Origin of the sequence: Flavonifractor porci (assembly GCF_037572415.1) — a bacterium.
Lineage (GTDB): Bacteria > Bacillota > Clostridia > Oscillospirales > Oscillospiraceae > Flavonifractor > Flavonifractor porci.
This window is the reverse complement of sequence record NZ_JBBHLB010000012.1, coordinates 48899-73683: the sequence shown is the minus strand read 5'-3', so window position 1 is coordinate 73683 and position 24785 is coordinate 48899. Positions and strand designations below refer to the sequence as shown.

The window sequence follows — 24785 nt, the reverse complement described above, 5'->3', positions numbered from 1 at the left end:
CTAACCGCCGCCGCACACGGGGATAAACTCCACCACGCTGTCCGGTCCCGTGGGGGTGCGGAAGCCCTTCTCCGCCCCGGCGGAGCGTTTGTCCACAATGATGTGGCTCCGCTTGGCCAGCCGGTAGACCTCAGCTCCGCGGCGCTTTTTGATTTGATCCAGCAGCCGGGACACGTTGGTCCCGTCCATTGGTTCCTCCCGGCAGCCGGTAAGGTCTGCCAACCGGCCGTGATAGCGCACCAACGCCATATTATCCCCCCTCCGGCAGGGGGATGCCCAGGTGCTTCAGCCGCTTGGCGGTGGGCACGCCGCGGGAATCCCAGCCCCGGACCTTGTAATATACCGGCAGCATCTTGTCCAGAGGCACCACGGTGTCCGGCCGTTCCGGGTCCTGAGGCGTCTTGGTGAGCCGTCCGGGCAGAGCGTCGTCCGCCGCCGTCAGACCCTCCCGCAGATTGTACAGCCGCTCCACATTGTAGCTGCGCTCCCCCACGGTGAAGAATTTGCCGATGGTCATGGGCAGGCCGGTGACCAGAGAAATGGACTTGCTGTGGGGCACCAGCATACAGTTGATGGGCATGATCCAGGGCATAAACTTCCAGATTTGACCCAGCAGGGGCCGGGCGGACAGCATCACCTTGCCCGCCGCCCGGCAGGCAAAGCTGGCAGGTCCAAATTTGAACAGGATGCCGGGGATCATGGCCTGCATGGTGAACAGGCAGAACCCGGCGGCGGAGGCCGCTTCCATGCCGTTCTGGAAGAACACCGTTAGTTCCGGCTTGCCCTTGGGGGTCTGGGCGTCCATGCTGATGACGCCCACCGACTCCAACAGGGCCAGATAACCGCCATTCAGATGACAGCCGCCCCGGTTGGCAGTGGCGTAGCCCAGACCCATGCCTACGCTCTTCCGGGGCTCATAGGCCGCCAGCTCCAGCCCCTTGGCGTGGATGGCAAAGTCGACTCCGCCGTACTTCTCGCTCAACACCTTGCTGCCCACCGCCAGTTCTCCGGCGGGGCCACGGCGATAGGCCACATCCTCCACTACTCGGGGCAAGTCGTCGGGCTGGCCCGGCTTCAGGCCGAAATCACCCATTCCCTTCTCCTGAAGTTCCATGGCAAAGGCGATGGTGCCCGCCAGGGAGATGGTGTCCATGCCCAGCAGGTCGCACTTGTAGTTGAGTTCATTGATGAGGTCCAGGTCCCGGTTCTCCAGGTTGGGTCCAAAGAGGCCCAATGTCTCGTACTCCGGCCCCTTGACCTCCTTGCCCTTTACCTTCACACGCCGCTCACAGCGGATGGGGCAGCTGACGCAGCCGCTGTTCCGGGTGAGCCTGGTGTCCGCCAGAGTCTCGCCGCTGACCTCCTCGTAGTGCTCGTACCGGCCCCGGGTGAAGTTATGGGTAGGCAGCACGCCGGAGGCGTTGGCCTTGCTCACCAGGCCCGCTGAGCCGTACCGGGGCAGACTGTCCCCGGTCATGGGGTGCTTTTTCAGCAGCTTGACCCACTTGCGGGTGTGGGCCTCGAAGCCCTCAGGGTTGTCCTTTACAACCTCCCGTGTGCCGAAGGCAATGACTGCTTTCAGATTCTTGCTGCCCATGACCGCCCCGGCGCCGCAGCGCCCGGCTACCCGCTCGCCGCTGGCGGCGCAGGCAAAGCGCACCCCGTTCTCTCCGGCGGGGCCGATGACCAGCTTGCCATACCGCTCCGGCAGCTCCTCCTGGGTGCGTTCGGTGTCCAGGCCCTGGAGCTGGGGGCAGGCCTCGATGCGGATCTTGCCGTCCTCCACCACCACCATACTCAGCTCCGGGGCCTTTCCGCACAGGATAAGCCCGTCAAAGCCCGCCTTTTTCAGCAGCATCCCGAAGGGTCCGCCGCAGTTGGAGGAGGCGATACCGCCGGTGAGGACGTTTTTAAAGGTCATATTGAACCGGCTGGAGCTGGGGGCGCCGGTGTCGTTCATGGGTCCGGTGTTGACGATGAGCACCGCCTCCCGGCTGAGGGGGTCCAGTCCCGCCGGGGTCAGATCGGTAAGCAGCCGGGCCCCCAGGGCCTTGCCTCCCAGATATTGCTCAAACAGTTTGGCGGAGATGGTACACTTCCGCCACCGCCCATTTGTCAGATCCACTTGGGCATAGACCGGCAGGATCATGCTCCCACCCCTTCCTTCATGGTGATGGCCCCAATGCCGCAGGCCCGGGCGCACAGACCGCAGCCCACGCATTTGTCCGGAGCGCTCAACTGGGCAAATACCTCCAGATCCCCTTTCTGCCGGGGCAGGCTGATGGACAGGCAGGAGAAGCCGCAGGCAAGCACGCACATGGAGCAGGCGGTACACAGCTTGGTGTCGATGATCGGTCTGGGCCACGTTTCCTTGGGCACCTTATGGCTGTAGAGGCCGGGCAGAGGCCCCTCAATGGCACCCCTGGGGCACACCCGGCCGCACACCCCGCACTGGGTACAGCGGACGGGATCGATGGTATGTACCTGCTTGACCGTTCCGGTGATGGCCCCCACCGGGCAGCTTTTGGCGCACAGGGTACAGCCCACGCAGTTTTCTGTGATCTGGTACGGCATCCAGATCCCTCCTTCCCGCATCATAGAAAAGCCCGCCCCGCAGCCGGGGCGGGCTTGACTGCCTGAACTCAGGCCTCTTCCTTGGCGCACACCGCCTCCATCAGCTTGCGGGCGTGCTCCCGGGTAAAGTACCGGGGCACAGGATAGGTGCCGTGGCACTCCTGGAAGGCCATGTCGATCACCTCCTCGATGGCGGAGGCGGGGAACTTTTCAAACCGGGTGGGAATGCCCATCTGCCGGTTGAGCTTGTAGAGCAGCTTCACAAAGCGGGTGGCCTTGATCTGGTCGCTGTCCCCCGGCATCCCCAGCTTGAGCATCCGGCCCAACTCGGCAAACTGCTTACTACATACAGGCAGGTAGTAGCGCATGATGTGGGGCAGCAGCACCGCGTTGGCCAGACCGTGGGGCACGCCAAACTTGCCGCCGATGGTATGGGCAAAGGCGTGGACGTAGCCCACATAAGTACGGGTAAAGGCCATACCCGCGAAGAAGGAGGCGGTGAGCAGGGCCTCCCGGCCCTCCAGATCGGCGGGGTCCTCCTGGACCTTGGGCAGGTACTGGAAAATGAGCCCGACGGCAATGCGGGCCTGGCGGTCGGTCTCCTCGTCAGCATAGCCCGCCACATAAGCCTCCAGGGCGTGGGTCAGGGCGTCCAGAGCGGTGTGGGCGGTGGTGTGCTTGGGCAGGCCCACCGTCAGCTCCGGGTCCAGAATGGCGAACATGGGCACCAGCTTGGGGTCAAGCAGCTGCTTTTTGCTGTGTGTGGCGGAGTCCGAGATGATGGCGGCCACGGTGGTCTCGCTGCCGGTACCGGCGGTGGTGGGCACCGCGATGAGGGGCAGGGGCCGGCGGCGCACCTTCAGCATCCCGGCCAGGGCCTCGGCGCTGGTGTGGTTGGCCACGGCGGCGGCTACTGCCTTGGCGGTGTCCATCACCGATCCGCCGCCCACCGCCACCACCGCGTCGCAGCCGGAGCAGGCCTTTTTGGCCTCAGCCACGATGGCAAAGGTTGGATCGGGCTGCACCCCGTCATACACAACATGGTCCACGCCCGCGCTCCGGATGCTCTCCTCCACCCCGTCCAGCAGGCCGGACTGGTGGAGGAAGGAATCTGTGATCACCAGCGCCTTCTTGGCGCCCAGCATGCCCAACAGGCGGCCAGTTTCCCTGGCCCGGCCCGGCCCAATGTAGGTCACAGGTGTAGGTTTGCTGACAATTTTGATGACCGGTTTGCGCACGGCCACGCTCAGCTTTGACATGGTGGTATTCATAAGGTCCTCTCCTCCCGACCGCCCACGCTCCGCGGTTTGTTTTCTTTATTTTACCACCAACCTACTCAAGAATCAAGATTCTGAAACCTGGAGTTTGAATTTTAGTTTTCCCCAAAATGCCTATCATCGGCACGCCGTAGGTGGAAAAACGCACGTCCAGATCGGTGTTAAAATTATCAATGGCTTTGATGAGTCCGATACACCCCACCTGGAACAGATCGTCGGCGTTCTCCCCCCGACCGGAAAACTTCTGGATCACCGACAGCACCAGGCGCAGGTTGCCTGCGATGAGCTGCTCCCGGGCCTCCATGTCCCCCTGTTTCACCCGCCGGAGCAGTTCCATGGTCTCCTCGTTTTTCAGTACCTTCAGCTTTGCCGTATTGACGCCGCAGATCTCAACCTTTCCCTGCATGGCCCCTGCCTCCTTCTCTTTGTCTGTGTTCAGTATGTCCCCGGCGGTTTCTTTCATACGGCGGCCCCACCGTCAATCTTTTTTATCGTGGGACCTCTTTCGATGGACTTCGGTGCCTCTTGTACTCTGACCTTATTTCCATTATACTGAGCAAAAAGAAGAATCAGGTCAGACAGGAGGATCTCTATGCTCACGCCTATTTTGGACAGCAGCGCTTCCATGCCCTTGTATGAGCAGCTCTACCGCCACATCCGTGGGGAAATCGAGGCCGGGCGGCTGGCCGCCGGAGAGCGGCTGCCCTCCAAGCGGTCTCTGGCCGCCCACCTGAAAATCAGCGTGGTAACGGTAGAGGGAGCCTATAATCAGCTTCTGGCGGAAGGCTACCTCCGCTCCCAGCCCAAACGGGGCTTCTTTGTGCAGGCGGCGGAGGCCACGCCTGCCAGGACCTCCACCGCCCCTCTGCCCCCGCCGGAGGAGCCCACCCGGCCCACCTTCCGCTACAACTTCTCCACCAGCGCCGTGGACACCGCCCTGTTTCCCTTTGCCACCTGGGCCAAGCTGATGCGGGAGGTGCTGTCTCAGCAGGAGGACACCCTGCTCAACACCCCCCATCCCCAGGGGGTACCAGAGCTGCGGGAGGCCATTGCCGCCCACCTCTACCGCTTCCGGGGCATCCGGGCGGACCCTGCTCAGATCGTGGTAGGCGCCGGGTCGGAAGTGCTCACCAGCTTACTGGTCCAGCTGCTGGGCCGGGAGGGCCGCTACGGGGTGGAAAACCCCGGCTACACCAAGACCCACCGCATTCTGGGCAGCTGCGGGGTGCAGGTAGAACCCATCCCCCTGGACGACCAGGGCCTGGTGGTGGAGGAGCTGGACCGGCACAAGGTTCAGGTGGTCCACGTCACTCCCTCTCACCACTTTCCGCTGGGCATCATCATGCCGGTGACCCGGCGGCAGGCCCTGCTGCGCTGGGCTGCCCAGCAGCCGGGGCGCTATATCATGGAGGACGACTACGACAGTGAGTTCCGCTTCTCCGGCCGGCCCATTCCGGCCCTGCAGAGTCTGGACAACGGGGAGCGGGTCATCTACCTCAATACCTTTGCCAAAAGTCTGGCTCCCTCCCTGCGCATCAGCTACATGGTGCTGCCCCCCCACCTGCTGGAGCGGTGGCGGCGGGAGTTCTGGTTCTACTCCTCCACCGTCCCCTCCTTTGAGCAGTATGCCCTGGCCCGGTTTATGGACCGGGGCCACTTTGAGCGCCACCTGAACCGCACCCGCACCCGGTACAAAGCCCGGCGGGAGGCCCTGCTGGCTGCCGCCCGGGACACCGGCTTGACCCAGGTGGGTTCCTTTGACGGAGGAGACGCCGGCCTTCACCTGCTGCTGTGGATGGACCAGCGGTGGAACGAACAGGAGCTGGCTGCCCGGGCAGCGGAGGTGGGTGTTGGAGTGTCTCCCCTGTCCATCTGTGATCTGACCCCGCCCCCTATAGACCGGCCGCCCGCCCTCATCTTGGGCTATACCAGGGTAGCTGCCGAGGACATGGCCCCCGCCCTGTCCCTGCTGAAATCCGCCTGGGGTTTTTAATAAGGAAAGGACGCATTGCCTGAGCAATGCGTCCTTTCCTTATTAAAATCCGGTCAATGGGGCGGAGCCGTCGTCCTCTCCCTTTTCAATGGCCAACACCTTGGCGTCATAACCGTAGCTGTCGTTGACCTGGATGCGGAAGGTCTCCCCCACCTTACGGCCCAGCAGGGCCCTGCCCATGGGCGACTCCTTGCTGATGAGCCCATGGAGGGCATCCTGCCGCATGGTGGTGACGATCTGGTAGGTCTCGGTGTCCCCCTCGTCCTCCAGAAAGACGGTCACCTTGTCATAGAGCCCCACCCCGTCGCCCGTGGGCTCATCGGGCAGTACCTTGGCAGTGCGGATCATGTTCTCCAGGTAGCGGATGCGGCTCTCGTTCCGGTTTTTCTCCTGCTTGGCGGCCTTGTACTCAAAGTTCTCACTGAGGTCACCAAAGGCACGGGCCTCCTTCACCGCCTCCAGCAACTGGGGACGCAGCTGGATACGGCGGTAATCCAGCTCCTCCCGCATCATCTGAATATCCTTTTTGGTCAGCTCGTTGTGCACGTCAGTTCCCTTCCTCCCCAGATGACTGCCCGGCGTGGGCTCCCTGACCCTGGGCAATGGCCTGCCGTTCCTGGACCAGTTCAGCGTGGAGGGCCACTGAGTTCCAGGTCCGGTTGGTGGGAGTCAGCACTGCTTTGAGGTAGACCGCCGGGATCTTGTTCCGCCGGAAGCCCTGGAGGAATCGGTCCAGCAGAGGGCCGGTGCAGTTGACCAGCACCAGCATCTCTTCCCCAAAGGCCTCCCCGGTCCAGGGCGTCTCCGGTACGGCGCCCTCCACCAGATCACCCAGAGGCAGGCCATACTCCTCCGGCGTCACCAGCCGGGTCCGCAGACCCAGAGGCAGGCACATCCGCCGGATCTTGGCCCCCTTGGGGGTATCCAAATTATAAAGCAGAATGAGAGGCATATTCATACGGTTCTTCCCCTTTCGTTCTTTTTATTGTACTCACATCCGCTTCCGCCGTCAACCCGCATCTCCCTCCGCCATACATTGGAAAGAAGGGAGATGAGGCCTGTGTATACACCGCCTTCCGGAGAGACCCTGCTGGCCGCCGCCGCGCTGGCCGCCGCCCGGCTGGCCCACAATCGCTCCGCCGAGGAGCTTGCCGTTCTGTCCGCTTTTTTCTGCACTCTGGGGGACGGCCTGGCGCTGATCGCCGCCCGCCGGGACATGGATGAGGCTTGTAAAGCTTCTGTAAATCCCTCTGATAATGCTGCGGAAATCGCATAAACTAGATTTCCAAAGAGAGGTGCATCATCACATGAAATGCGGGATCGTGGATGTGGGCTCCAACACCATCCGCCTGTCTATCTATCATTGTGAGGGGCAGAAATTCAAGCTCCTCATGAATAAAAAGGAGATGGCCGGTCTGGCCAGCTACATCAAAGACGGTCTGCTCTCCGACAGCGGCATTCTGGTGGCCTGCCGGGTACTGGCTGGTTTCAAGGATCTGCTGCGCAATTTCGACATCGCTGACCTCTATGTATTTGGCACCGCCTCCCTGCGCAACATCGTCAACACCGAGGAGGCTCTGGAGGCCATCGAGGCGGTGACCGGCATCAAAGTAGAGGTGCTGTCAGGGACCGATGAAGCCGCCTTCTCCTTCCTGGGCGCCACCGTGGGCGGCGGCGCGCCGGGCTCCGGGATGCTGGCCGACGTGGGCGGCGGCTCCACCGAACTGGTGGCCTACCGGGACGGGGCAATCACCTCAGGCTGTTCCCTGCCCATGGGTTCCCTGTCCCTCTTCACCAAACACGTCTCCGGCCTCTTCCCCACCAAGGAGGAGCGGAAAGCCATCCGCTCCGACGTGAAAAAGGAACTGGAAAAGGCCAAAACCGCCGGCCTGCGATACAGCCACCTGACCGGCGTGGGCGGCACCTTCCGGGCCGCCGCCAAACTGTGCAACGACCTGTCCGGCGCCGATCCGGACAATCGGATCATCCCCGCCGAAGAGATCCACGCCCTCTATAAGGGTTTGAAAAAAGGCAATCAGGATACCCTGCGGCAGATCCTGCGCTCGGCGCCTGACCGGGCCCACACCATTCTGTCCGGCCTGGCCATCCTCACCGCCATTCTGGACGCCTATGAGGTATCCACCGTATTGGTCAGCGCCTGCGGCGTCCGGGAGGGCTATCTGCTCCGCCGGGTGATGGAGGGAACCAGCCATGACCAATAAGAAAATCGACACACGCTACACCCAGGAGCGGGAGTTATCCTGGCTGCGCTTCAACGAGCGGGTTCTGGAGGAGGCCAAGGACGAGAGCGTCCCGCTCTTCGAGCGGTTGAAATTTGCCGCTATTTTCACCAGCAACCTGGACGAGTTCTTCATGATCCGGGTTGGGTCCATCTACGACATGACCCTGTCCAAGCAGACCCATGCGGACAACAAGAGCGGCCTCACCCCCACCGAGCAGCTTCAGGCTATCTTCAAGGCGGTGCCCGCCCTGTACAAGCAGAAGGACAAGATCCTCTCCCAGCTGGAAAAGCGGCTGCGGACCTGCAACATCTGTAATTTGACCCCCGGCGAGCTGGACAGTAAGGAGCGCAAGCTGGTGGAGCGGTGGTTCCGGGACCATGTGCAGCCCATCCTGTCTCCCATGGTGGTGGACAGCCACCACCCCTTCCCCCACCTGCCCTCCAACAGCCTGACCATTGCCCTCACCCTGCGGCTGGGCAACACCCGCTGCTTCGGTCTGGTGCCCATCCCCAAGGCCCTTTCTCCCTACTTTCAGCTGGAGGAACAGGGCCTGCGTTACCTGCTCACCGAGCAGGTGATCCTTCACTTTGCCGATCAGCTTTTTGAGACCTATCAGGTGGAGGAAAAGTGCGTCATTTCGGTCACCCGCAACGCCGACATCAGCCCCGAGGACGAAGACTACGATGTGGGCGAGGACTTCCGGGCCCATATGCAGAAGGTCTTAAAGAAGCGAGCCCGGCTGGCCCCCGTGCGGCTGGAGATCCAGGGGGAGGCCTCCGCAGCGCTCCAGCAATTCCTCTGCCAGCGGCTCAATCTCACGGCTCAACAGGTGTTCCGGTCCAAAAGTCCCCTCATTATGGGCTACGTCTACGCTCTGGAGGGCAAGCTGCCTGAGGAGAGTGCCGCCGCTCTGTGTTATCCCCCCTATATCCCCCAGTGGCCAACCGGTCTGGTCAAGGGGGAGAAGCTGATCCCTCAGATCCTGCGGCGGGATATGCTGCTCTTCTACCCCTTCCACTCCATGGAGCCCTTCCTCCAGCTGGTACGGGAGGCCGCCAACGATCCGGCGGTGCTGTCCATCAAAATCACCATCTACCGGCTGGCCTCCACCGCCAAGCTGGTGGAGTACCTGGCGGCGGCGGCGGAAAACGGCAAGGACGTAACCGTGCTCATGGAGCTGCGGGCCCGGTTCGACGAGCAGAACAACATTGCCTGGGCACAGCGGCTGGAGGAGGCAGGCTGTACCATCCTCTACGGTTTTGAGCACTACAAGGTCCACTCCAAGATCTGCCTCATCACCCGCCGGGACAAAGGCCGCATCCAGTACATCACCCAGATCGGCACCGGCAACTACAACGAAAAGACAGCCAGGCTGTACACCGATTTCTGCCTGATGACCGCCAGCCCCGCCATCGGCGGCGACGGAGTAGCTTTCTTCCAGAATATGTCCACCTCCAACCTTCATGGCGAGTATCACCAGCTGCTGGTGGCTCCTCACAGCCTGAAAAATCGCATTCTGGCCCTGATGGACCGGGAAATCGAGAAGGCCCGTCAGGGCCAGCCCGCCCGCATTTTCTTCAAGGTCAACTCGGTCACCGACCGGGAGCTCATCGACAAACTGGCCCAGGCCAGCCAGGCCGGCGTACCTGTGACCCTTAACGTGCGTGGCATCTGCTGCCTGCGCCCCGGTGTGCCCGGCCTCACCGACCGTATCCGGGTCTTTTCCATCGTGGGCCGCTATCTGGAGCACCCCCGGATCTATGCCTTCGGCGTGGGAGAGGGTACCCGACTCTACATCGGCTCCGCCGACCTGATGACCCGCAACACCGAGCGCCGGGTGGAGATCGCCTGCCCGGTGGCGGCCCCAGACGTACGCCGTCAGATCCGACAGTATGTGGAGCTGTTCTGCTCCGACAATGTAAAGGCCCGCAACATGGGTCCCGACGGCAGCTACACACTGGTGCCCCGTCAGGAAGGCGCCCCCGCCGTCAATGCCCAGGCAGCACTGATGAAGCAGGCGGTGCGTGAGGCCCGGGCCGTGGCCAGCGCCCCGGCTCCGCAAGAGAAGCGCGGTGGCTTTTTCCACCGTCTTTTCCACCGGAAATCCCGCTGATCCACCCTGATCGTTACACAAAAAGGCCGCCCTGCCGGGCGGCCTTTTTGCATATTTGAATTCAGGTATGGAACCGGCGGCGCACCTCTTCCCGGACGGCAGGGATGCGGCGGATGATCACCAGGGGGATCACGGTACACACGCAGATAGTGAGCACCACCAGAGACCAGGATGGGTCCCACTGCCCGGTAAGCCAGCGGTCGATGAAAAACTCCACACCCAGGAGAAAAACGCCCAGACTGCCGATGAGGATGGTGATGGTGCTGATAACAGAGCGGTGGTACACCCGCAGCATCAGGGACAGCAGCAGCCATACCGCACCTCCCCACAGGATGATGGGTACCGCCAGCCCCAGGTACCAGTCCCGGCCATTCAGATCCACTGATATCAGATAGACATACAGGGCCACTGCCGCCACATTGATGACGCTGCGAACCAGCAGGGGCAGGCGCCTAAAAATAAGGGGCAGCACGATCCACAGCCACAGCATAATGGTGGCTCCGATGACATACAGGGACCAGGCCCGCCCCGGCTTGAGAAACAGGTTGAGCAGGCCGCATCCCACCGCCACACAGGCCAGCATAGCGGTGATGGCTGCCGCCACCGCCCCTTTGTGGATGGGGGGCACCTCCCCTCGCTGGGTGGGAAAGGGTTTGGGGGAGGTGGTGTCGGGCGGACGGCCCGGGTCCATTACCTTCGTCTGGCACAGCGGGCAAACCGTGGCGGTGGCGTCCAGTTCCACTCCACAATGAACACAATAAGACATGGCGTTTCCTCCTTATTGGGCACGGTTGCTCTCCACCTTAACGTGGATGCCATCCCGCACCAAGAAGCGGAAAAACTCCCGCTCGGTGTCCGATTCCTTTTGGGTCCCTGCGAAGGTGATCTCCATCTCGTCACCGTAACTGATGGAGGCACAGTGGACCCGGGGCATGGTGGCCTGCCCCAGGATCACCTCCATCCGCCGGATGTGAGGCCGCATCTCCTCCGGCACCTGGAAGGGGCCTGGATTGGTGTAAGTCCCCGAGTAGGGCCTCACGCCCGCCATCCAGTAGCCGAATGCCACCAGGGGATTTTTTAAAACCACGGGAAAAATCTGAATCAGCTTGTTTCGGGCGAATTTCACGTTCCCTGCCAGCTCCGCCTGCATCTGCTGCCGGTTGATGTTCAGACGCAGATAGTGGTGGACCTGACTGATGATCTCATCAAAGGTGTACTCCCCCAAACTTGGGTCAATACAGGGGCGCACCGTAAGGATAAAGTTACGCAGGCTCTCGCTGGGAAACCAGGAGCGCAGATTGATGGGTATGGCCAGCGCCACCGGCAGTTCCTTCTTGGGGCCCTCCCGGTGCTGCTTGTCCACCAGCACCTTCAGCAGCACCGCCGTCAGGTATTCGGTGATGGAAGCTCCGTGCTCCTTGGCCTTTTCCTTCAGCTGCCGCACCGAGCAAAAGCCCATGGTTACATTTAATGTATAGAAAGGCTCCGCTGTTCCCCGGTTCTGATAGGCCTTCTTCAGCGTTGTAAAGCTTCTGGCTTTTACCGTGGCATACCGGGCATAGGCATCCTCCAGCTCCTCCGGCCTGGGTGACTGATCCACATCCAGCACACCGCAGGTGTTGGGAATCTGATGGCCCAGCTCCCGCAGGTAGACCGCCAGCAGGGTACGCAGCAGATAGACCGCGCCGCCGCCGTCGCTGATGGCGTGGAACACCTCCATGGAGATTCGCCGTTCATAGTAGTAAAAGCGCACCAGCCAGCCGTCGTCCTGATCAAAGCGCACCGGCTGGCAAGGGTTGGCAATGTCCTTCTTCACAAAGGGACCAGGGGCATCGTTAAATTCCGAGTAGTACCAGAACAGTCCCTGTTTGATGCGTACCCGGAAGCCGGGAAAACGGGGCATGGTTTTGTCCACCGCCCGCTGAAGGGCATCCGGGTCCACCGGCTGGTCCATTACGGCGGAAAATCGGTACACCGCCGAATAGTTCTCCTTTTGGATGGCGGCATACACCACGGCGGCATTATCCAGCCGGTACCATTCCTTATGCTTCTTCTCCCGTTTCTGGGCCATGGCGCTCCCCCCTGTTCTGAAAAAAGGATACCACATTCCTCTGTCGCCCACAAGAGAAAGAGGGGCCCCACAGCTCCACTTTTCTTTTGTGGAGGGCTATGGTATAATGAAGTCAACCATCCAAAGAAAGAGGAGTGGCTCCATGAAACACCACAGAAGGCGAGAGGATCTGGCCGGACAGCGCGCGGAAAAACAGCGCCTGGCGCCTTTTATGCGCGCACTGAAGGCGATCCACAGCGCCGCCACCCCCGAAGTCATGAATGTGGAAGATCTGGCTCGTCAGCGGAAAAGCCAGGAGCTGCTGGGCCGACTGGTGGCCCCTATGGGCGGCATGAGTTGGGAGCCTTTTTCCCTGGGAGAAATGAACTGTGCCTGGATCAGGCCTCACCGAAGCTATGACCGCAGGAAGGCTATTCTCTATTGCCACGGCGGCGGCTATACCAGCGGCACCCTGGGCTACTCCCGCATCCTGGGCTCCAAGCTGTCCCTGGTCACCGGCTTGCAGGTCATGAGCTTTGAGTACCGTCTGGCCCCTGAACACCCCTACCCTGCCGCTGTGGAGGACGCCCTCCAGGCCTGGGACCACCTGATGTATCTGGGCTACGGCGCCCGGGATATCGTTGTAGCGGGCGATTCCGCGGGCGGTAACCTGGCGCTGGTGCTTACCCACAAGCTGAAAGAGGCGGGCCGGCTGCTCCCCCGGGCGCTGCTTCTCTTCTCCCCCTGGACCGACATGACGGCCAGCGGCAAATCCTATCAGGAGCGAGCAGGTATCGATCCTGTGCTCACCCTCAACTATATCTACGCTTCCCGGGACGCCTACGCCCGGGGTGAGGATCTGACCGACCCCTGTCTGTCTCCCCTGTTCGCGGACCTCACCGGATTCCCTCCCACCCTGATCCAGGCAGGCACCAATGAACTGCTGCTCTCCGACTCGGTCCGCCTGCGCAACCGGATGCTCAAGGCCTCCGTGCCCTGCAAACTGGAAGTGTGGGACAAGATGTGGCACGTCTTTCAGACCTTCCCCATGAAGAAGGCCAACGAGGCTATGGAACACGCTTCCAGTTTCCTGATGGGCGGACTGTAACGATCTCAACCACCAACCCGCTTGGTCGCTGTCATCCTATATGAGCGGATACCATGCGGCGAGACTCTTCTTCTCTGAGGTTGGTGGTATTCGCTTTCTCCAAAGATATTGTCTGTGGTTGCATCAGCATACAAAGCACCTCATCTATCATATTTCTAATACTTCATAGCCATTCTCACCCCATTCCGCTTATTCTTTAGCGCTCTTTTAACCCTTCGTTTTCGCACGTTCCGAACGGCGCTGCGGTTGAAATGTGTTCTGGGCAAAGTAACAGGAGAACCTTTGTACAGCTCTCATTCCCGTTTCACAAGATGATTTTAGTACAGGGACAACAAAGATGGAGCAACTGTAAAGTGCGCGGTGATTTCACCCACTATATGCAAAAAGCCTTGGAAAGACAATGCTTGGCAGATGTCTTTCCAGGGCTTTTTGATTCAAAGGGACTGTAACAACTCCAGTGCAATGCTCTCCGGGTTGGGCAGAAATTCCACACCCGCCTCTTTGAGACGCCGGTATTCCCGGCCAATATCCTCTTCAGAAAAGCAGATGCGTGAAACAGATTCCCAGCCTGCCGCTCCGATTTCCGCTTCACAAATTGAATCAACTCCACCGGCGTCGTCCCCATTACCGTTGTTTTGTTATCATACTATCAGGTGTATGAGCACGCAAAATATTTGCAAATATATGTTCAGATTTTCCGACATTTCGAACGTCATAATCGTATTCTGAGTGAAGGGGAAAGGAGGTGGCGTCCCCCGATGGAGCGTTCTTTGTTGCGTACGGACAAAGAAATTACCCAATTTTATGAAACTTATGTGGATATGGTGTACCGGTTATGTTTTACAATTCTCAAAAACCGATTTGACACAGAGGATGCGGTGCAGAATACCTTTATTAAACTCATGCACCACACAAAGTCATTTGACAGCCCGGAACACGAAAAGGCCTGGCTTATCGTCACAGCTTCTAATACATGTAAAGACACGCTTCGGCGTGCCAGCCGCCGAGAGGAGCCGCTGGATCTGCAGGCAGAGCTTCCAGCCCCAGCTGATGCGGACCCGGCCTCCAGCACAGTTCTGGATGCCGTGCTTGCCCTCCCCTTGAAATATAGAGTTCCAGTTTATCTCTATTACTATGAGGGATATTCCGGGGCAGAAATCGCGGCTATGCTGCACAAGCCAGCCTCTACCATTCGCAACCATCTTCGTGAAGCGCGTCAAACCCTGAAGAAACAGTTAGGTGGTGATTTTTGATGCGGGATGACCGCTTTATTCAGGCCTATGAGTCGGTAAGTCCCACTCCGGCGTCCCGAGCGTCCATGCTTTCCCATATCCTGGAGTCCAAAGAGGTATTATTACAAAGCAACCGCAAGAAACCCACCATTTCTTTTCGCCTGTTTCTGCCCGCCGCCTGTGCAGCAGCGGTATTGCTTTGTGTGCTCACGGTTCCACAGTGTTCTCCGTTGGAGGAGGCTCCTATTGTTATACAGCAGGTGGCTCCAGGGGCAGACAGCTCAAACGGTATGCGGAAGATGATGAACTATGACGGCTTTCGCTATGTGTTTTTGGAAAACGGAGCAGCCTATTCCCTGGCTCCCTCTGTTTTGTCCCAGCCTCTCGGGATATTGTGCTACGACATCCAGCAGGACCCGGAAGCATACGCTTTTGCAGACTGTGCCACCAGCTTTGCCGTGGGCGGAACGGTCTATCGGATTGACGGCTACGATCCCACATTCCGCCTGGCGGTGGAGTGGGATGGGCAATACTATATTGCTCAATGTGTAGACACTCTGGACGGCACTCCCTTGGAACTCAGCAGCTATTTTGAGACAGCAAACCTGCCGGACAGGACGGAGCAAATTCAAATCTGTGACCACACCGGGCAGAATATGCTTTGCGCTGTTACCGGCGACGATAAGGAAAAACTGTGCTCCCTCCTGGCCCAGGCCGCCCCAGTGGAGCTTACCGATGAGGAATACCAGGAAATATCCACCGTCCAGCGAAACGGCGGGTCCTATCAGTTGATTTTCAGACTGGAGGACAGCACCTCCTATACCATGTATGTAATCCCAACCTTGTCCATTGTGTCAGCGGGAGACTCGCGCTATCAAATACCCCGTGAGTATGTACAGGAACTGCAAGATCTGTTTTCCGGCCTTCAAAAGGTACCGCTGCCCACGGGGTAACGGATTTGTAGGAAGGCATTTTTTAGCGACCCCTTTGATCTAATCAGATGAAGCAAAGAAATTTACACACATTTTCAACAGAACAAAAAGGAGCGAATCGCATGAACAAGAAACTGACCGGATTGATCCTTGCCGGGGCGCTGGCTTGTGCCATGACTCTGCCCGCTATGGCCACCGAGACTAGGATCACCCCCATCTCCACACCGATTTCTGCGGATAAATCAGCTTCTCTGCCGGACAGTGTGCTGTACTATGGCACCGCGCAGAAGATCGTGAAGGACGCCAATGGTAATATCACCCAGCTCCATATGACTTCTGAGCGCTATGGCGAGTATGTTATGAACATCACCGCTCAAACGGTCTGGATCGACAGTGGCCGCCGCATGGCCTCTGATCCCTCCACCCTGCAGGAGGGAGAGAGCCTCTATGTGTTTCACAGCGCCGTGGAAACCCGTTCCCTTCCACCCCAGTCCGCTGCCTTTGCCGTAGTGCGAAACATCCCTATGGACGCAGACTGCGCCCACTACCACCAGGTAGAAGCGGTTTTTTCAGAGAATGGTCAACTCAAGATTACCACTGACAGTGGCAGGCTGTATATCCTGACCGGCGAGAATACCACCCTGTCATGCTATGGCTCTGATGAGGCTGCCGCTCAGGAAGATATTCAGCCTGGCATCTATGTAATGGTCTGGTATGAGGGCTACGCTGCCGTTTATCCAGACCAGACCTACGCCGCCCATCTGATGCTGCTGCCCGGTGAAGTTCAGCCCCAAGAGGGTTCCCTGACCCGTGGGCAGTTGGCTGTGATGCTGTATGAGCAGGCTGGCAAGCCCTCCACGGACTTTGTCATGGACTATACTGATGTAGCCGGTGATGCCATGTATACAGAAGCAGTTCGCTGGGCTGCAAGCGAAGGCTATATGAGCGGATACGGCAATGGCGCATTCGGCCCCGAAGATGTGGTAAGCCGTGAGCAGCTGGCGACGATCCTGTGGCGCTATGCAGGCAGTCCCATGCTGATGGACTATCCTGCCCTGACGCAGTTCGCCGATGTGGGCGAGATCTCCCGTTTTGCTCAGCCTGCTTTCACTTGGGCGCATCAAAAGGGCCTGATCTCCGCAGAAAAGGACGGGCTTCTGCACCCCCAGGCGGATATGAGCGCGGAACTGGCCGAAGCTATTTTGAATGAGTTTTCTTCCCAGAAGTAATTGATTCGTTGGGTTAACAGGGCTTATCTTGCCAAGCCCTGTTGCAAAATAGCTATTTTGCATGAATCTGTCATTGCAGACCGGCGCGCATACTGGCGCGGCAATCCGTTTCTGGCTCAAAGGAGACAGACTCCCACGAAAAATGGCCGTCAGGAGGCGGCCATTTTTTGTGAAATGATAGAGCGGCTGCACAATTCAAGCGTTTTGCAACAGGCCCTTTTCTTTGTATACGGCAGAGAGCAATCAAAATCACCGGCACAGCCAGTGGTCTTCGCTTACAAAAAGATCAGGGGTGCAGCGGATCGCCGCCCCCTGATCTTTGACTATTTTCTGTTGGTCCGCTTCAGATCCACCAGGCAGATGTTCAAATCCACCCGTCCTTTGATCCCGCTCACGGTCCCACTGCTGGAATACTGCCACATATCATAGTAATACGGGAATGTGGTGGGCTTCCAGCCAGCGGTATAGTGAGCCAGCCAGAAGGGATACTCCTGGAGTTGGGAGAGGTCGAACCCCTTGTTTACCAGGTTAGGATTGCTGTAGGCCATAGGCTGATATCCCTCCCGCTGGATCACCTTGTTAAAGGCCTTGGTACAGTCAATGATCTCCTGGTAGGTCATGTTGTATGTACGACTGCTGCTGTCGCTGACGTACTCCCAGTCAAATACCACCGGATAGGTCACGTTATATCCCTCGATCCACTCCAGGGTCTGATAGGCCTCCTCCCTGGCCTCCTCCTCGTTCACTGCCTGGGAGAAGAAGTAGACTCCCACATCAATGCCTGCCCGGATGGCATTTTCCATGTTGTAAGCGAAGTAAGGGTCCTGTACGATCTTGCCCACAGTATATCCTCGGTATCCAGCCCGGATGATGGCAAATTCCACTCCGGATTCCGCTACCAGGTCCCAGTCGATCTTGCCCTGGTGAGAGGACACATCGATGCCCACATGGCTCTCCGCGCCTCCACTGTAGCTGAGGAAACCGTCCTCATTGATATAAAATGCCTCGCTGTCATAGGGATTGGACGGAATGGGCAGCGGCGTAGGAGTAGGCGTCGGCTCTGGCGTTTCGCTGGGGGTAGGTTCAGGCGTAAGTGTCGGCGTGGGGATTGGAGTCGGTGTTGGGGTCGGCGTAGGTGTAGGAGTTGGGGTAGGTGTGGGAGTAGGAGTAGGCGTCGGGGTAGGCGTGGGAGTCGGCGTAGGCGTCGGGGTAGGCGTCGGCTCCGGTTCCGGCTGGCTGTTCTGGTCGTAGCGGGTCAGAATAACCGCCGTCTCTGCCCGGGTCGCCTGACCGGAGGGATCAAAGCAATTTCCCGGCTTTCCACTGATGACCTGTTCCGCCTGGGCCCAGTCCACCGCCGGGGTCGCCCAGGACGAGATCTCGTCCGCATCGGCATAGGGTGTGCCGGCGCTGGCTATCGGGCTGCCTGCGTACCGCCACAAAATGGTGGCCACCTGTTCCCGGGTCACCGGATCGTTCGTTCCGAAGGTGTGGCCGCTGTACCCGGTCACATAGCCGTTCTGCTGGGCCCACAGTACCGCGTCGGAGTACCAGGCGTCGTTCTCTGTATCGGTAAAGTTGTCCTTACCGCTCACTGCTGGGCTGCCCGCCATCCGGTAGAGCACAGTGGCCAGCATGGCCCGGCTCATAGACAGTTCCGGCGCAAACATATTGCCGGAGACACCGCTCATCAAACCGTTATCATACACATAGGATACTGCGCCGGCATACCATGCGCCGGGAACCACATCAGTAAAGGTTCCGCCGCTCCCCGCGGCCTGGACCGTTCCGCCAAAGGGCAGAGGAATCATGGCTGCCAGCAGTGCGCCTGCCAGCAACCCGGATACTGCTTTCTTTCTAACCATGGATGTTCCTTTCCGCGTTGGACTCATTGCTGTCTGGGTAATACGATTGATAATAGCATAACAGAAATCCAACTGTTCGACAAGTTTTGATTCAAAATTTTATGATATTTGCCATTTTGCTTTTTTTCTGCCAAAGATAGTTCCAAGCAGTATACATAAGTTTTGTAAGGCTTTCTGCGCAAAAAGGCTCCCGCCGGTTTGGCGGGAGCCTTTTCATACGATAAAAATCAACCCAATTTACTATACCCTGTTTCGGAAACTGCCTCCAACCACTCATTGGAGCAGTTCTCACCGGGCACCTCCAAAGCAAGATGGGAGAACCAGCTGTCTGCTGTGGCGCCGTGCCAGTGCTTGACGCCGGTGGGAATGTTGACCACATCGCCGGGATGCAGCGCCCTGGCCTCCTTCCCCCACTCCTGATACCAGCCCCGACCAGCCACGCAGATTAAAATCTGCCCGCCGCCCTTATCGGCGCGATGAACGTGCCAGTTGTTGCGGCAGCCCGGTTCAAATGTCACGTTATATACTCCCACCTGATCGGTAGAAAGGGGCTGCAAATAGCTCTGCCCCACAAAGTATTGGGCAAACCCGTCATTGGACGCCCCGATGGGAAATACCATTTCCTTCTGGTGCATAGCCTTACCGTCCTCACCGGCCTCCTCGGTCCACACCTCCTTGGCCATGCGGAAGGCCGCCCAGGCCTTGGGCCAGCCTGCGTAAAAGGCAGCGTGCGTCAAGATCTCCGCGATCTCCTGGCGGGTAATGCCGTTTTGTTTGGCGGTGGTCAGGTGGTACTGGAAGGAGCTGTCCACCAGTCCCTGCGCCATCAGGGCCACCACTGTGACCAGAGAGCGGTCCCGCAGCGAAAGCTTATCCTCCCGGCTCCACACCTGTCCAAACAACACATCGTCATTCAACTCCGCAAATTTCGGGGCAAACTCCCCCAGCGCATCTCTGCCCGCCGTCTGCTTTACTGCCATTGCGAATACCTCCTAACCCAGAGAAAATGTAACCTGGACCCTTCCCTTTCCCAGCTTTGATTGCAGATCGGTGGGATCATCGATCTTTGCAAGCCGGGTGAAGTTCCAGGTGTTGGAACCATAGTAAATCGTAATTTGATTGCCTTGATAAAGGATCACATCCCCCGGCTCCGTGGTGATCCGCTGGTCGTTCCGGGTCAGCGTGACACCCAACGGGCCCACCTTTTCAAAGCCGCCGTAATCCTCCATCTCGATGGTCACCGGCCCCTTTGCCAGCAGCTCCCGAAATTCACGGGCCGAGCTGTTGTCCTCCAAGGTAGCCGTCAGTTCCTCATCGCCTACTGTGATCTTCAAAGCTATTTCCTCCTGACCGGATACCGCCTCTGCGGACTGGCTCTCTTCCGGAACATGACCGCCGCCGCAGGCCGACAGTCCCAATATGGCAAGCACGATACAGAGCCACTTTCCCGCGGCTCTCATACCCCCTTGCCCATCTCATAGGCCTCCGTCAGTTTTTTGGTCAGACGGGCCATATCGCCCGGGTCATTGACGCCGCCGCCCCGCACCACACCGGCCAGCCGGGCCTTTTCAAAGCAGGCGATCCAACCATTCAGGCCGTTGACAGGGCCGTCAGAGGCGCTGTCCTCCTCCTCGGCGGAGGCGGTGAGTAAGTAGATATCCCGGAAGGCGTAGTCGAAGGCGTACAGGGAATTGGCCCGGTCCAGCAGCGTTTTCATCTGACCGGACATCTCATAGTAGTACACCGGGGTGGCAAAGCAGATCACGTCCGCCGCCCCCATTTTTTCCACAATAGCGTTGGCGTCATCCTGAATCACGCACCGGGACTGCTTCAAACAGGCCAGACAGCCTCTGCAAAAGTGCAGTTCCTTCCCCTGCAGGGAAACCAGTTCCGCCTGATGACCAGCCTCCTGAGCGCCCTTGACAAACTGCCGGGCCAGCAGATCAGAATTGCTGTTGTGGCGCAGACTGGTAGAAATCACCAAAACCTTCTTGCTCATGCTTCGTCCTCCTCACTGATGGTTCGTATGACTTTTGCAGGCACGCCGCCTACCACGGTATTTTCCGGCACGTCCCTGTTCACCACTGCACCGGCAGCCACAATGGCGCCGTCCCCGATGGTCACGCCGGACAGAATGGTGGCATTGGCGCCGATCCACACGTTCTTCCCAATTCGGATCGGCGCGGGGATCATGCTGCTCCGATTTTCGGGAGAAGCGGCGTGGTTGAGGGTAGCCAACACTACGTTGTGTCCGATGAGAGCGCCATCCTCAATAAAAATACCGCCCTGGTCCTGAAACTTACACCCCATATTGATAAACACATTTTTCCCGATGTGTATGTTCTTTCCGCAGTCGGTGTAAAAGGGTGGGAACAGCCCAAAGCTCTCATCCACCGGTTTGCCGATCAGCCGGGAAAACAGTTCACGCAGCTGCGCCGGCTCATGGTAACTCCCGTTGATCTCTGCGGTGATCTGCAAGGCCTCCTGGCTGACGCCGTGCATGAATTGGTGAACCTCGCTTCCGCCCCGCACCAGCCTACCGCTGTTTAGCTCGTCCAAAAATCCGTCTAAATCCATGTTACGCTCCTAATGCTTCAGGTATTTGGTTTTATTGTATCACCGGCTAATTCAGATAGCAAATACCTATATAGAATATGTTACTATGCTTGAAACCTATAGCTAAACCATGTTATCATCCATACAGAGGTGAGCGCTATGGAATTGAGAGTGCTGCAATATTTTCTTGCTGTGGCACGGGAACAAAATATCTCCGCGGCGGCTCAGTCCCTTCATCTGACACAGCCCACCCTCTCCAGGCAGCTCAAGGAGCTGGAGGAGGAGCTGGGCAAGCGGCTGATGATCCGGGGCAACCGGAAGATCACGCTGACCGAGGACGGTATGCTGCTGCGGAAACGGGCGGAGGAGATCCTGGAGTTGGTGGACCGGACGGAGAAAGAGGTCATACAGTCCGGCAATACGGTGAACGGAGATATCTATATCGGCGCCGGTGAGACCGACGGTGTACGCCAGATCGTCGGGGCCGCCAAGCAGCTGCGGGAGCGCTATCCGGGCATCCATTTCCACATCGTCAGCGGCGACGCCGTGGACGTATGTGAGCGGCTGGACAAGGGTCTGCTGGATTTCGGCGTTCTTTTAGGGGACATGGACAAAACACGGTACCACTACATGGAGCTGCCCATGAAGGACACCTGGGGGGTACTGATGCGGCGGGACAGTCCTCTGGCCCGGCAGGACACCGTTTCCCCCCGTGATCTGTGGGACAAGCCTCTGATCCTCTCCCGGCAGGTGGATAATAAAAGCGGCCTGTACCGCTGGCTCAGAAAAGAGCCCTCAGAGCTCCACACCGTTGCCACCTATAACCTGATCTACAACGCCTCCTTGATGGTGAACGAAGGGCTTGGGTACGCCTTTACTCTGGACAAACTGGTAAACACCACAGGCAGCAACCTGTGCTTCCGGCACCTGAATCCAAAGCTGGAGCTGGGGATGCACCTGGTCTGGAAAAAATCCCAGACGTTTTCCAAGGCGGCAGAGTTGTTCTGCGAATATTTACAGGCCAATCTGACCTCTTTCCAGACAAAAACCGTGTAAAACAGCAAATGCGTCAGGCCTCCGGAAAAACCGGAGGCCTGACGCTTCAAGCGTTTCTTTTTATGACGACGCAAATTCAGCTACCGCCTTTTGCATTCTTTCCTGCTCCGGCTGCAGCATTTTAAACGCAATAACGCACAGGATAATCTGTACCGTGGAAGAAATGGGCGTCCCAAGCCCGATATGGAACAAAGTGGCGGACTCCAGATGACTCACAAGAAAAACCACCGGAATCCTGACGCAAAAGGCTCCCACGATACCCTGTATCATGACAAATGCGGTCTTGCCGCAGCCGTTAAAGTAGCCCACAAAACAGAACAAGACCGCTGTTAACAGGCAATCGATGGCGTAGGCTTTCAGGTAGGAATGGGAATTGGCAATCACCAGCGGCTCATTGGAGAATATGCTGGCCAAGTGTGCGCCTCCAAAAAAGGCCAGCGCACCCATGGCAGCTCCCGCCACCAGCGCGGTCTTGATTCCATAATACAGCGCCTGCCGGGAGCGCTCAAACCGCCCGGCTCCGTTGTTCTGGGCAACAAAGGCAGATATGGCCTGCATATAGGCGGAAGCCACCAGCATTAAAAACACGCACACCTTTTCTGCCACTCCCACTGCCGCCGACTGGGCCACACCCATTCCGTTAACGACTACCTGGATGAACAGAAATGAGAACTGTACCAGCATCTCCTGAAGCGCAATCGGAACTCCGATCAGCATAATTCGCCTTGCAGCCCTTCCGTCTATACGAATGTACTTGAGTGAAAAGTCAAAGGGCAGCTTCTTTTTACAAATAAAGTATAATGAGCACAGCACACTGACCGCCTGTGCAGTCACAGTGGCGATGGCTGCCCCGGCAGCGCCCATACCAAATACAGCAACCAGAAGCAAATCTCCAAAAATGTTGATAACGCAGGCTATGGCGACCGTAAACAACGGGGTTTTGGAGTCTCCGATCCCCCGGAAAACCGCCCCAATGACATTGTAGGCAGCAATAAAGACCATACCCATACCACAGATACGCACATAATCTCTGGTCTGAGAGAACGCCTGAGCCGGTGCGTGCATCCACTCTGCCAATTGGTTGCTGAAAAGAACGACGATCACAGTCACCAAGACTGCCACGATAGAAAAAATGGCTATGCCGCAGCCAACACCCTGGCCGGCCCGTTTCCTTCTGCCTGAACCAATGGCCTCTCCCACAAATACGGTAACACCCATCGTCAGTCCGGTAATAACCATGGTAATCATGTTGAATAATTGACTTCCGGACGCCACTCCGGACTGCTCATTGGTACCGGCAAATTGTCCCACAATGATAAGATCGGCAGCTCCGTACATGGCCTGCAAAAAGAGTGCCAGCAGCACAGGAAAAGCAAAGGCAACAAGCGCATGCAAAATATTCCCCTGAACCAGGCTTCGTTCCGTTCTCTTCTTCATCTTCCCGCTCCTTATGATTCAAACCACAATGATATTCCCTGCATTTCCTTTCAAAAAAAGAACTGGATAAGAAAACGGGAATCTCACCCGTCATCTTATCCAGCTCGCAACTTCTATGGTTGCTCACCCTCCGATGAACGAAGGGATTATAGCAGAGGTTGACCACTCTTGTCAATATCTACTTGACCACGGAGCAGTCCATGGTATGATGGGGGTATCAACTCAATAAATCCGTCCAGTCAGCGTAAATCTCTGTTTTACTCAGGACTGTTGTGCGGCTGAAGTTGTGGTCTGAGAAAACAATGGTTGGATGGGTACCTCAATCCATCGTTACAGGAGTGTACTGGAATGAACGAAATCAGGAAAAAACGGGCGGTGTCCACCATAGTATACTGGAGAAAGGAAGTGATATAAAGCAAAGAAAGGACGATAGCGATGTATCAGATACCAGACCCCAACCAGGTCTTTCCCAATGAATATAAGACCTCTTGCTTCATCAAAAATGTGGTCAAGGCTCCCAATATCTCCATTGGGGACTACACCTATTATGACGACGCCGCAGATCCCACCGGCTTTGAAAAAAATAACGTGCTGTTCAATTACCCGGAGTTTGGCGACCATCTCATCATCGGAAAATTCTGTGCCATCGCCTCCGGCACAAAATTCATTATGGGACCTGCCAACCACCGCATCAGCAGCATTACCACCTATCCGTTCCATGTGTTCGGCGGAGCCTGGCAGGAAAATACCCCTCCTCATCTGGATCAGCTTCCCCGAAAAGGCGACATTGTGGTTGGAAACGATGTCTGGATCGGGCGGGAGTGCGTCATCATGCCGGGCGTCAAAATTGGTGACGGCGCCATTGTAGCCGCCTGCTCTGTTGTGGTCAATGATATCCCTCCCTACACGGTGTTCGGGGGCAATCCGGCGCAGTTTATCAAGCAGCGCTTTGATGAAGCGCTGACCGACCTGCTGCTGCGATTCCGTTGGTGGGATTTGGAGCCGGAGGCACTGGTGGAGCTCCTTCCACTGCTGTGCGATCCGGATCTGGCGAAAGTAAAGCAGGCAATCAAAACAAGACTCATAGAATCCAAATAAATTTGTCGCCCATCAGGCAGCC

The 24785-nt window shown here is 58.0% G+C and carries 25 protein-coding genes and 1 pseudogene; 10 read left to right on the top strand and 16 right to left on the bottom strand.

Features of this window, described 5'->3' with window-relative positions:
• The 5 genes and pseudogenes from WHJ28_RS11440 to WHJ28_RS11420 all read right to left on the bottom strand — a co-directional run.
• Window positions 1-249: a MoaD/ThiS family protein gene (locus tag WHJ28_RS11440; RefSeq protein ID WP_340042248.1), complete on the bottom strand. Its 249-nt coding sequence runs from the start codon at window positions 247-249 to the stop codon at window positions 1-3.
• Window position 250: 1 nt separating this feature from the next.
• Window positions 251-2149 (bottom strand): aldehyde ferredoxin oxidoreductase family protein, encoded by a 1899-nt coding sequence (locus tag WHJ28_RS11435; protein WP_340042247.1) that lies wholly within the window; start codon window positions 2147-2149, stop codon window positions 251-253.
• On the bottom strand, window positions 2146-2574 hold the full coding sequence (locus WHJ28_RS11430; protein WP_340042246.1) for a 4Fe-4S binding protein: 429 nt from the start codon (window positions 2572-2574) through the stop codon (window positions 2146-2148). Before WHJ28_RS11430 ends, WHJ28_RS11435 begins: the two co-directional genes overlap by 4 nt.
• 68 nt (window positions 2575-2642) lie before the next feature.
• Window positions 2643-3845: an iron-containing alcohol dehydrogenase gene (locus WHJ28_RS11425; protein ID WP_340042245.1), complete on the bottom strand. Its 1203-nt coding sequence runs from the start codon at window positions 3843-3845 to the stop codon at window positions 2643-2645.
• Between the two features lie 121 nt (window positions 3846-3966).
• Window positions 3967-4257: pseudogene (locus WHJ28_RS11420) on the bottom strand (sigma-70 family RNA polymerase sigma factor); the annotation flags it as partial.
• A 186-nt stretch (window positions 4258-4443) separates the two neighbouring features.
• Here WHJ28_RS11420 and pdxR point away from each other — a divergent pair.
• Entirely contained in the window at window positions 4444-5844 is a 1401-nt protein-coding gene (pdxR, locus tag WHJ28_RS11415) for a MocR-like pyridoxine biosynthesis transcription factor PdxR (RefSeq protein WP_340042244.1), read from the top strand.
• Between the two features lie 42 nt (window positions 5845-5886).
• On the opposite strand, the gene WHJ28_RS11410 is transcribed toward pdxR, so the two are convergent.
• Both WHJ28_RS11410 and WHJ28_RS11405 read right to left on the bottom strand, forming a co-directional pair.
• Window positions 5887-6390, bottom strand: a complete 504-nt coding sequence (locus WHJ28_RS11410; protein ID WP_340042243.1) for a GreA/GreB family elongation factor — start codon at window positions 6388-6390, stop codon at window positions 5887-5889.
• Between the two features lies 1 nt (window position 6391).
• Window positions 6392-6802 carry a DUF3783 domain-containing protein gene (locus WHJ28_RS11405; RefSeq protein WP_340042242.1) on the bottom strand — a complete coding sequence of 137 codons (411 nt, stop codon included), beginning with the start codon at window positions 6800-6802 and terminating at the stop codon, window positions 6392-6394.
• 102 nt (window positions 6803-6904) lie between these two features.
• On the opposite strand from WHJ28_RS11405, the gene WHJ28_RS11400 reads away from it, so the two are divergent.
• From WHJ28_RS11400 to ppk1, 3 genes are read left to right on the top strand one after another with little or no spacing between them, the layout of a single operon-like run.
• Window positions 6905-7120 (top strand): DUF6774 domain-containing protein, encoded by a 216-nt coding sequence (locus WHJ28_RS11400; protein ID WP_340042241.1) that lies wholly within the window; start codon window positions 6905-6907, stop codon window positions 7118-7120.
• A 31-nt stretch (window positions 7121-7151) separates the two neighbouring features.
• Window positions 7152-8066 carry a Ppx/GppA phosphatase family protein gene (locus WHJ28_RS11395; protein WP_340042240.1) on the top strand — a complete coding sequence of 305 codons (915 nt, stop codon included), beginning with the start codon at window positions 7152-7154 and terminating at the stop codon, window positions 8064-8066.
• Window positions 8056-10200 carry a polyphosphate kinase 1 gene (gene ppk1 / locus WHJ28_RS11390; protein ID WP_340042239.1) on the top strand — a complete coding sequence of 715 codons (2145 nt, stop codon included), beginning with the start codon at window positions 8056-8058 and terminating at the stop codon, window positions 10198-10200. Before WHJ28_RS11395 ends, ppk1 begins: the two co-directional genes overlap by 11 nt.
• 61 nt (window positions 10201-10261) lie before the next feature.
• Here the strand turns inward: ppk1 and WHJ28_RS11385 are convergent, their stop codons facing one another.
• Together WHJ28_RS11385 and WHJ28_RS11380 are read right to left on the bottom strand one after the other, a co-directional pair.
• On the bottom strand, window positions 10262-10966 hold the full coding sequence (locus WHJ28_RS11385; RefSeq protein WP_340042238.1) for a DUF6320 domain-containing protein: 705 nt from the start codon (window positions 10964-10966) through the stop codon (window positions 10262-10264).
• A 12-nt stretch (window positions 10967-10978) separates the two neighbouring features.
• Entirely contained in the window at window positions 10979-12271 is a 1293-nt protein-coding gene (locus WHJ28_RS11380; RefSeq protein WP_340042237.1) for a hypothetical protein, read from the bottom strand.
• 142 nt (window positions 12272-12413) lie between these two features.
• On the opposite strand from WHJ28_RS11380, the gene WHJ28_RS11375 reads away from it, so the two are divergent.
• Window positions 12414-13358: an alpha/beta hydrolase gene (locus WHJ28_RS11375; protein WP_340042236.1), complete on the top strand. Its 945-nt coding sequence runs from the start codon at window positions 12414-12416 to the stop codon at window positions 13356-13358.
• 434 nt (window positions 13359-13792) lie between these two features.
• Here the strand turns inward: WHJ28_RS11375 and WHJ28_RS16540 are convergent, their stop codons facing one another.
• Window positions 13793-13939, bottom strand: a complete 147-nt coding sequence (locus tag WHJ28_RS16540; protein WP_425461133.1) for a VOC family protein — start codon at window positions 13937-13939, stop codon at window positions 13793-13795.
• Window positions 13940-14116: 177 nt separating this feature from the next.
• Here WHJ28_RS16540 and WHJ28_RS11370 point away from each other — a divergent pair, with 177 nt between their 5' ends.
• The 3 genes from WHJ28_RS11370 (at window position 14117) to WHJ28_RS11360 (ending at window position 16751) form a co-directional block, all read left to right on the top strand.
• A complete protein-coding gene (locus WHJ28_RS11370) occupies window positions 14117-14611 on the top strand; it encodes an RNA polymerase sigma factor (protein ID WP_340042235.1) in 495 nt (164 codons plus the stop codon).
• 269 nt (window positions 14612-14880) lie between these two features.
• Window positions 14881-15543, top strand: coding sequence for a hypothetical protein (locus WHJ28_RS11365; protein WP_340042234.1), 663 nt, complete (start codon window positions 14881-14883; stop codon window positions 15541-15543).
• A gap of 101 nt (window positions 15544-15644) precedes the next feature.
• Entirely contained in the window at window positions 15645-16751 is a 1107-nt protein-coding gene (locus tag WHJ28_RS11360) for an S-layer homology domain-containing protein (RefSeq protein WP_340042233.1), read from the top strand.
• A gap of 323 nt (window positions 16752-17074) precedes the next feature.
• On the opposite strand, the gene WHJ28_RS11355 is transcribed toward WHJ28_RS11360, so the two are convergent.
• From WHJ28_RS11355 to WHJ28_RS11335, 5 genes are all read right to left on the bottom strand, one after another.
• A complete protein-coding gene (locus WHJ28_RS11355; RefSeq protein WP_340042232.1) occupies window positions 17075-18616 on the bottom strand; it encodes an S-layer homology domain-containing protein in 1542 nt (513 codons plus the stop codon).
• A 227-nt stretch (window positions 18617-18843) separates the two neighbouring features.
• Window positions 18844-19596, bottom strand: a complete 753-nt coding sequence (locus WHJ28_RS11350) for a carboxymuconolactone decarboxylase family protein (protein WP_340042231.1) — start codon at window positions 19594-19596, stop codon at window positions 18844-18846.
• Window positions 19597-19608: 12 nt separating this feature from the next.
• Entirely contained in the window at window positions 19609-19950 is a 342-nt protein-coding gene (locus WHJ28_RS11345; RefSeq protein WP_340042230.1) for a cyclophilin-like fold protein, read from the bottom strand.
• Between the two features lie 122 nt (window positions 19951-20072).
• Complete coding sequence (locus tag WHJ28_RS11340) at window positions 20073-20615, bottom strand: flavodoxin family protein (RefSeq protein ID WP_340042229.1); 543 nt, start codon at window positions 20613-20615, stop codon at window positions 20073-20075.
• Window positions 20612-21193 (bottom strand): DapH/DapD/GlmU-related protein, encoded by a 582-nt coding sequence (locus WHJ28_RS11335; RefSeq protein ID WP_340042228.1) that lies wholly within the window; start codon window positions 21191-21193, stop codon window positions 20612-20614. The genes WHJ28_RS11340 and WHJ28_RS11335 overlap by 4 nt, the downstream gene beginning before the upstream one ends.
• A 138-nt stretch (window positions 21194-21331) precedes the next feature.
• Between WHJ28_RS11335 and WHJ28_RS11330 the strand changes: the two genes are divergently transcribed.
• Window positions 21332-22228, top strand: coding sequence for a LysR family transcriptional regulator (locus WHJ28_RS11330; protein WP_340042227.1), 897 nt, complete (start codon window positions 21332-21334; stop codon window positions 22226-22228).
• Between the two features lie 60 nt (window positions 22229-22288).
• Here the strand turns inward: WHJ28_RS11330 and WHJ28_RS11325 are convergent, their stop codons facing one another.
• The gene (locus WHJ28_RS11325) at window positions 22289-23665 is read right to left on the bottom strand and encodes an MATE family efflux transporter (RefSeq protein WP_340042226.1); all 1377 of its coding nucleotides are present in this window, start codon (window positions 23663-23665) and stop codon (window positions 22289-22291) included.
• A gap of 435 nt (window positions 23666-24100) precedes the next feature.
• Here WHJ28_RS11325 and WHJ28_RS11320 point away from each other — a divergent pair, with 435 nt between their 5' ends.
• Window positions 24101-24763 carry a CatB-related O-acetyltransferase gene (locus tag WHJ28_RS11320; RefSeq protein ID WP_340042225.1) on the top strand — a complete coding sequence of 221 codons (663 nt, stop codon included), beginning with the start codon at window positions 24101-24103 and terminating at the stop codon, window positions 24761-24763.
• The last annotated feature ends 22 nt before the right edge of the window (window positions 24764-24785 follow it).

What these genes read in the sequence shown, in the direction of transcription:
- WHJ28_RS11440 (WP_340042248.1), bottom strand. Translation starts at nt 249, where the DNA reads ATGGCGTTGGTGCGCTATCACGGCCGGTTGGCAGACCTTACCGGCTGC.
- WHJ28_RS11435 (WP_340042247.1), bottom strand. Translation starts at nt 2,149, where the DNA reads ATGATCCTGCCGGTCTATGCCCAAGTGGATCTGACAAATGGGCGGTGG.
- WHJ28_RS11430 (WP_340042246.1), bottom strand. Translation starts at nt 2,574, where the DNA reads ATGCCGTACCAGATCACAGAAAACTGCGTGGGCTGTACCCTGTGCGCC.
- WHJ28_RS11425 (WP_340042245.1), bottom strand. Translation starts at nt 3,845, where the DNA reads ATGAATACCACCATGTCAAAGCTGAGCGTGGCCGTGCGCAAACCGGTC.
- pdxR (WP_340042244.1), top strand. Translation starts at nt 4,444, where the DNA reads ATGCTCACGCCTATTTTGGACAGCAGCGCTTCCATGCCCTTGTATGAG.
- WHJ28_RS11405 (WP_340042242.1), bottom strand. Translation starts at nt 6,802, where the DNA reads ATGAATATGCCTCTCATTCTGCTTTATAATTTGGATACCCCCAAGGGG.
- WHJ28_RS11395 (WP_340042240.1), top strand. Translation starts at nt 7,152, where the DNA reads ATGAAATGCGGGATCGTGGATGTGGGCTCCAACACCATCCGCCTGTCT.
- ppk1 (WP_340042239.1), top strand. Translation starts at nt 8,056, where the DNA reads ATGACCAATAAGAAAATCGACACACGCTACACCCAGGAGCGGGAGTTA.
- WHJ28_RS11385 (WP_340042238.1), bottom strand. Translation starts at nt 10,966, where the DNA reads ATGTCTTATTGTGTTCATTGTGGAGTGGAACTGGACGCCACCGCCACG.
- WHJ28_RS11380 (WP_340042237.1), bottom strand. Translation starts at nt 12,271, where the DNA reads ATGGCCCAGAAACGGGAGAAGAAGCATAAGGAATGGTACCGGCTGGAT.
- WHJ28_RS11375 (WP_340042236.1), top strand. Translation starts at nt 12,414, where the DNA reads ATGAAACACCACAGAAGGCGAGAGGATCTGGCCGGACAGCGCGCGGAA.
- WHJ28_RS11370 (WP_340042235.1), top strand. Translation starts at nt 14,117, where the DNA reads ATGGAGCGTTCTTTGTTGCGTACGGACAAAGAAATTACCCAATTTTAT.
- WHJ28_RS11365 (WP_340042234.1), top strand. Translation starts at nt 14,881, where the DNA reads ATGCGGAAGATGATGAACTATGACGGCTTTCGCTATGTGTTTTTGGAA.
- WHJ28_RS11360 (WP_340042233.1), top strand. Translation starts at nt 15,645, where the DNA reads ATGAACAAGAAACTGACCGGATTGATCCTTGCCGGGGCGCTGGCTTGT.
- WHJ28_RS11355 (WP_340042232.1), bottom strand. Translation starts at nt 18,616, where the DNA reads ATGGTTAGAAAGAAAGCAGTATCCGGGTTGCTGGCAGGCGCACTGCTG.
- WHJ28_RS11350 (WP_340042231.1), bottom strand. Translation starts at nt 19,596, where the DNA reads ATGGCAGTAAAGCAGACGGCGGGCAGAGATGCGCTGGGGGAGTTTGCC.
- WHJ28_RS11340 (WP_340042229.1), bottom strand. Translation starts at nt 20,615, where the DNA reads ATGAGCAAGAAGGTTTTGGTGATTTCTACCAGTCTGCGCCACAACAGC.
- WHJ28_RS11335 (WP_340042228.1), bottom strand. Translation starts at nt 21,193, where the DNA reads ATGGATTTAGACGGATTTTTGGACGAGCTAAACAGCGGTAGGCTGGTG.
- WHJ28_RS11330 (WP_340042227.1), top strand. Translation starts at nt 21,332, where the DNA reads ATGGAATTGAGAGTGCTGCAATATTTTCTTGCTGTGGCACGGGAACAA.
- WHJ28_RS11325 (WP_340042226.1), bottom strand. Translation starts at nt 23,665, where the DNA reads ATGAAGAAGAGAACGGAACGAAGCCTGGTTCAGGGGAATATTTTGCAT.
- WHJ28_RS11320 (WP_340042225.1), top strand. Translation starts at nt 24,101, where the DNA reads ATGTATCAGATACCAGACCCCAACCAGGTCTTTCCCAATGAATATAAG.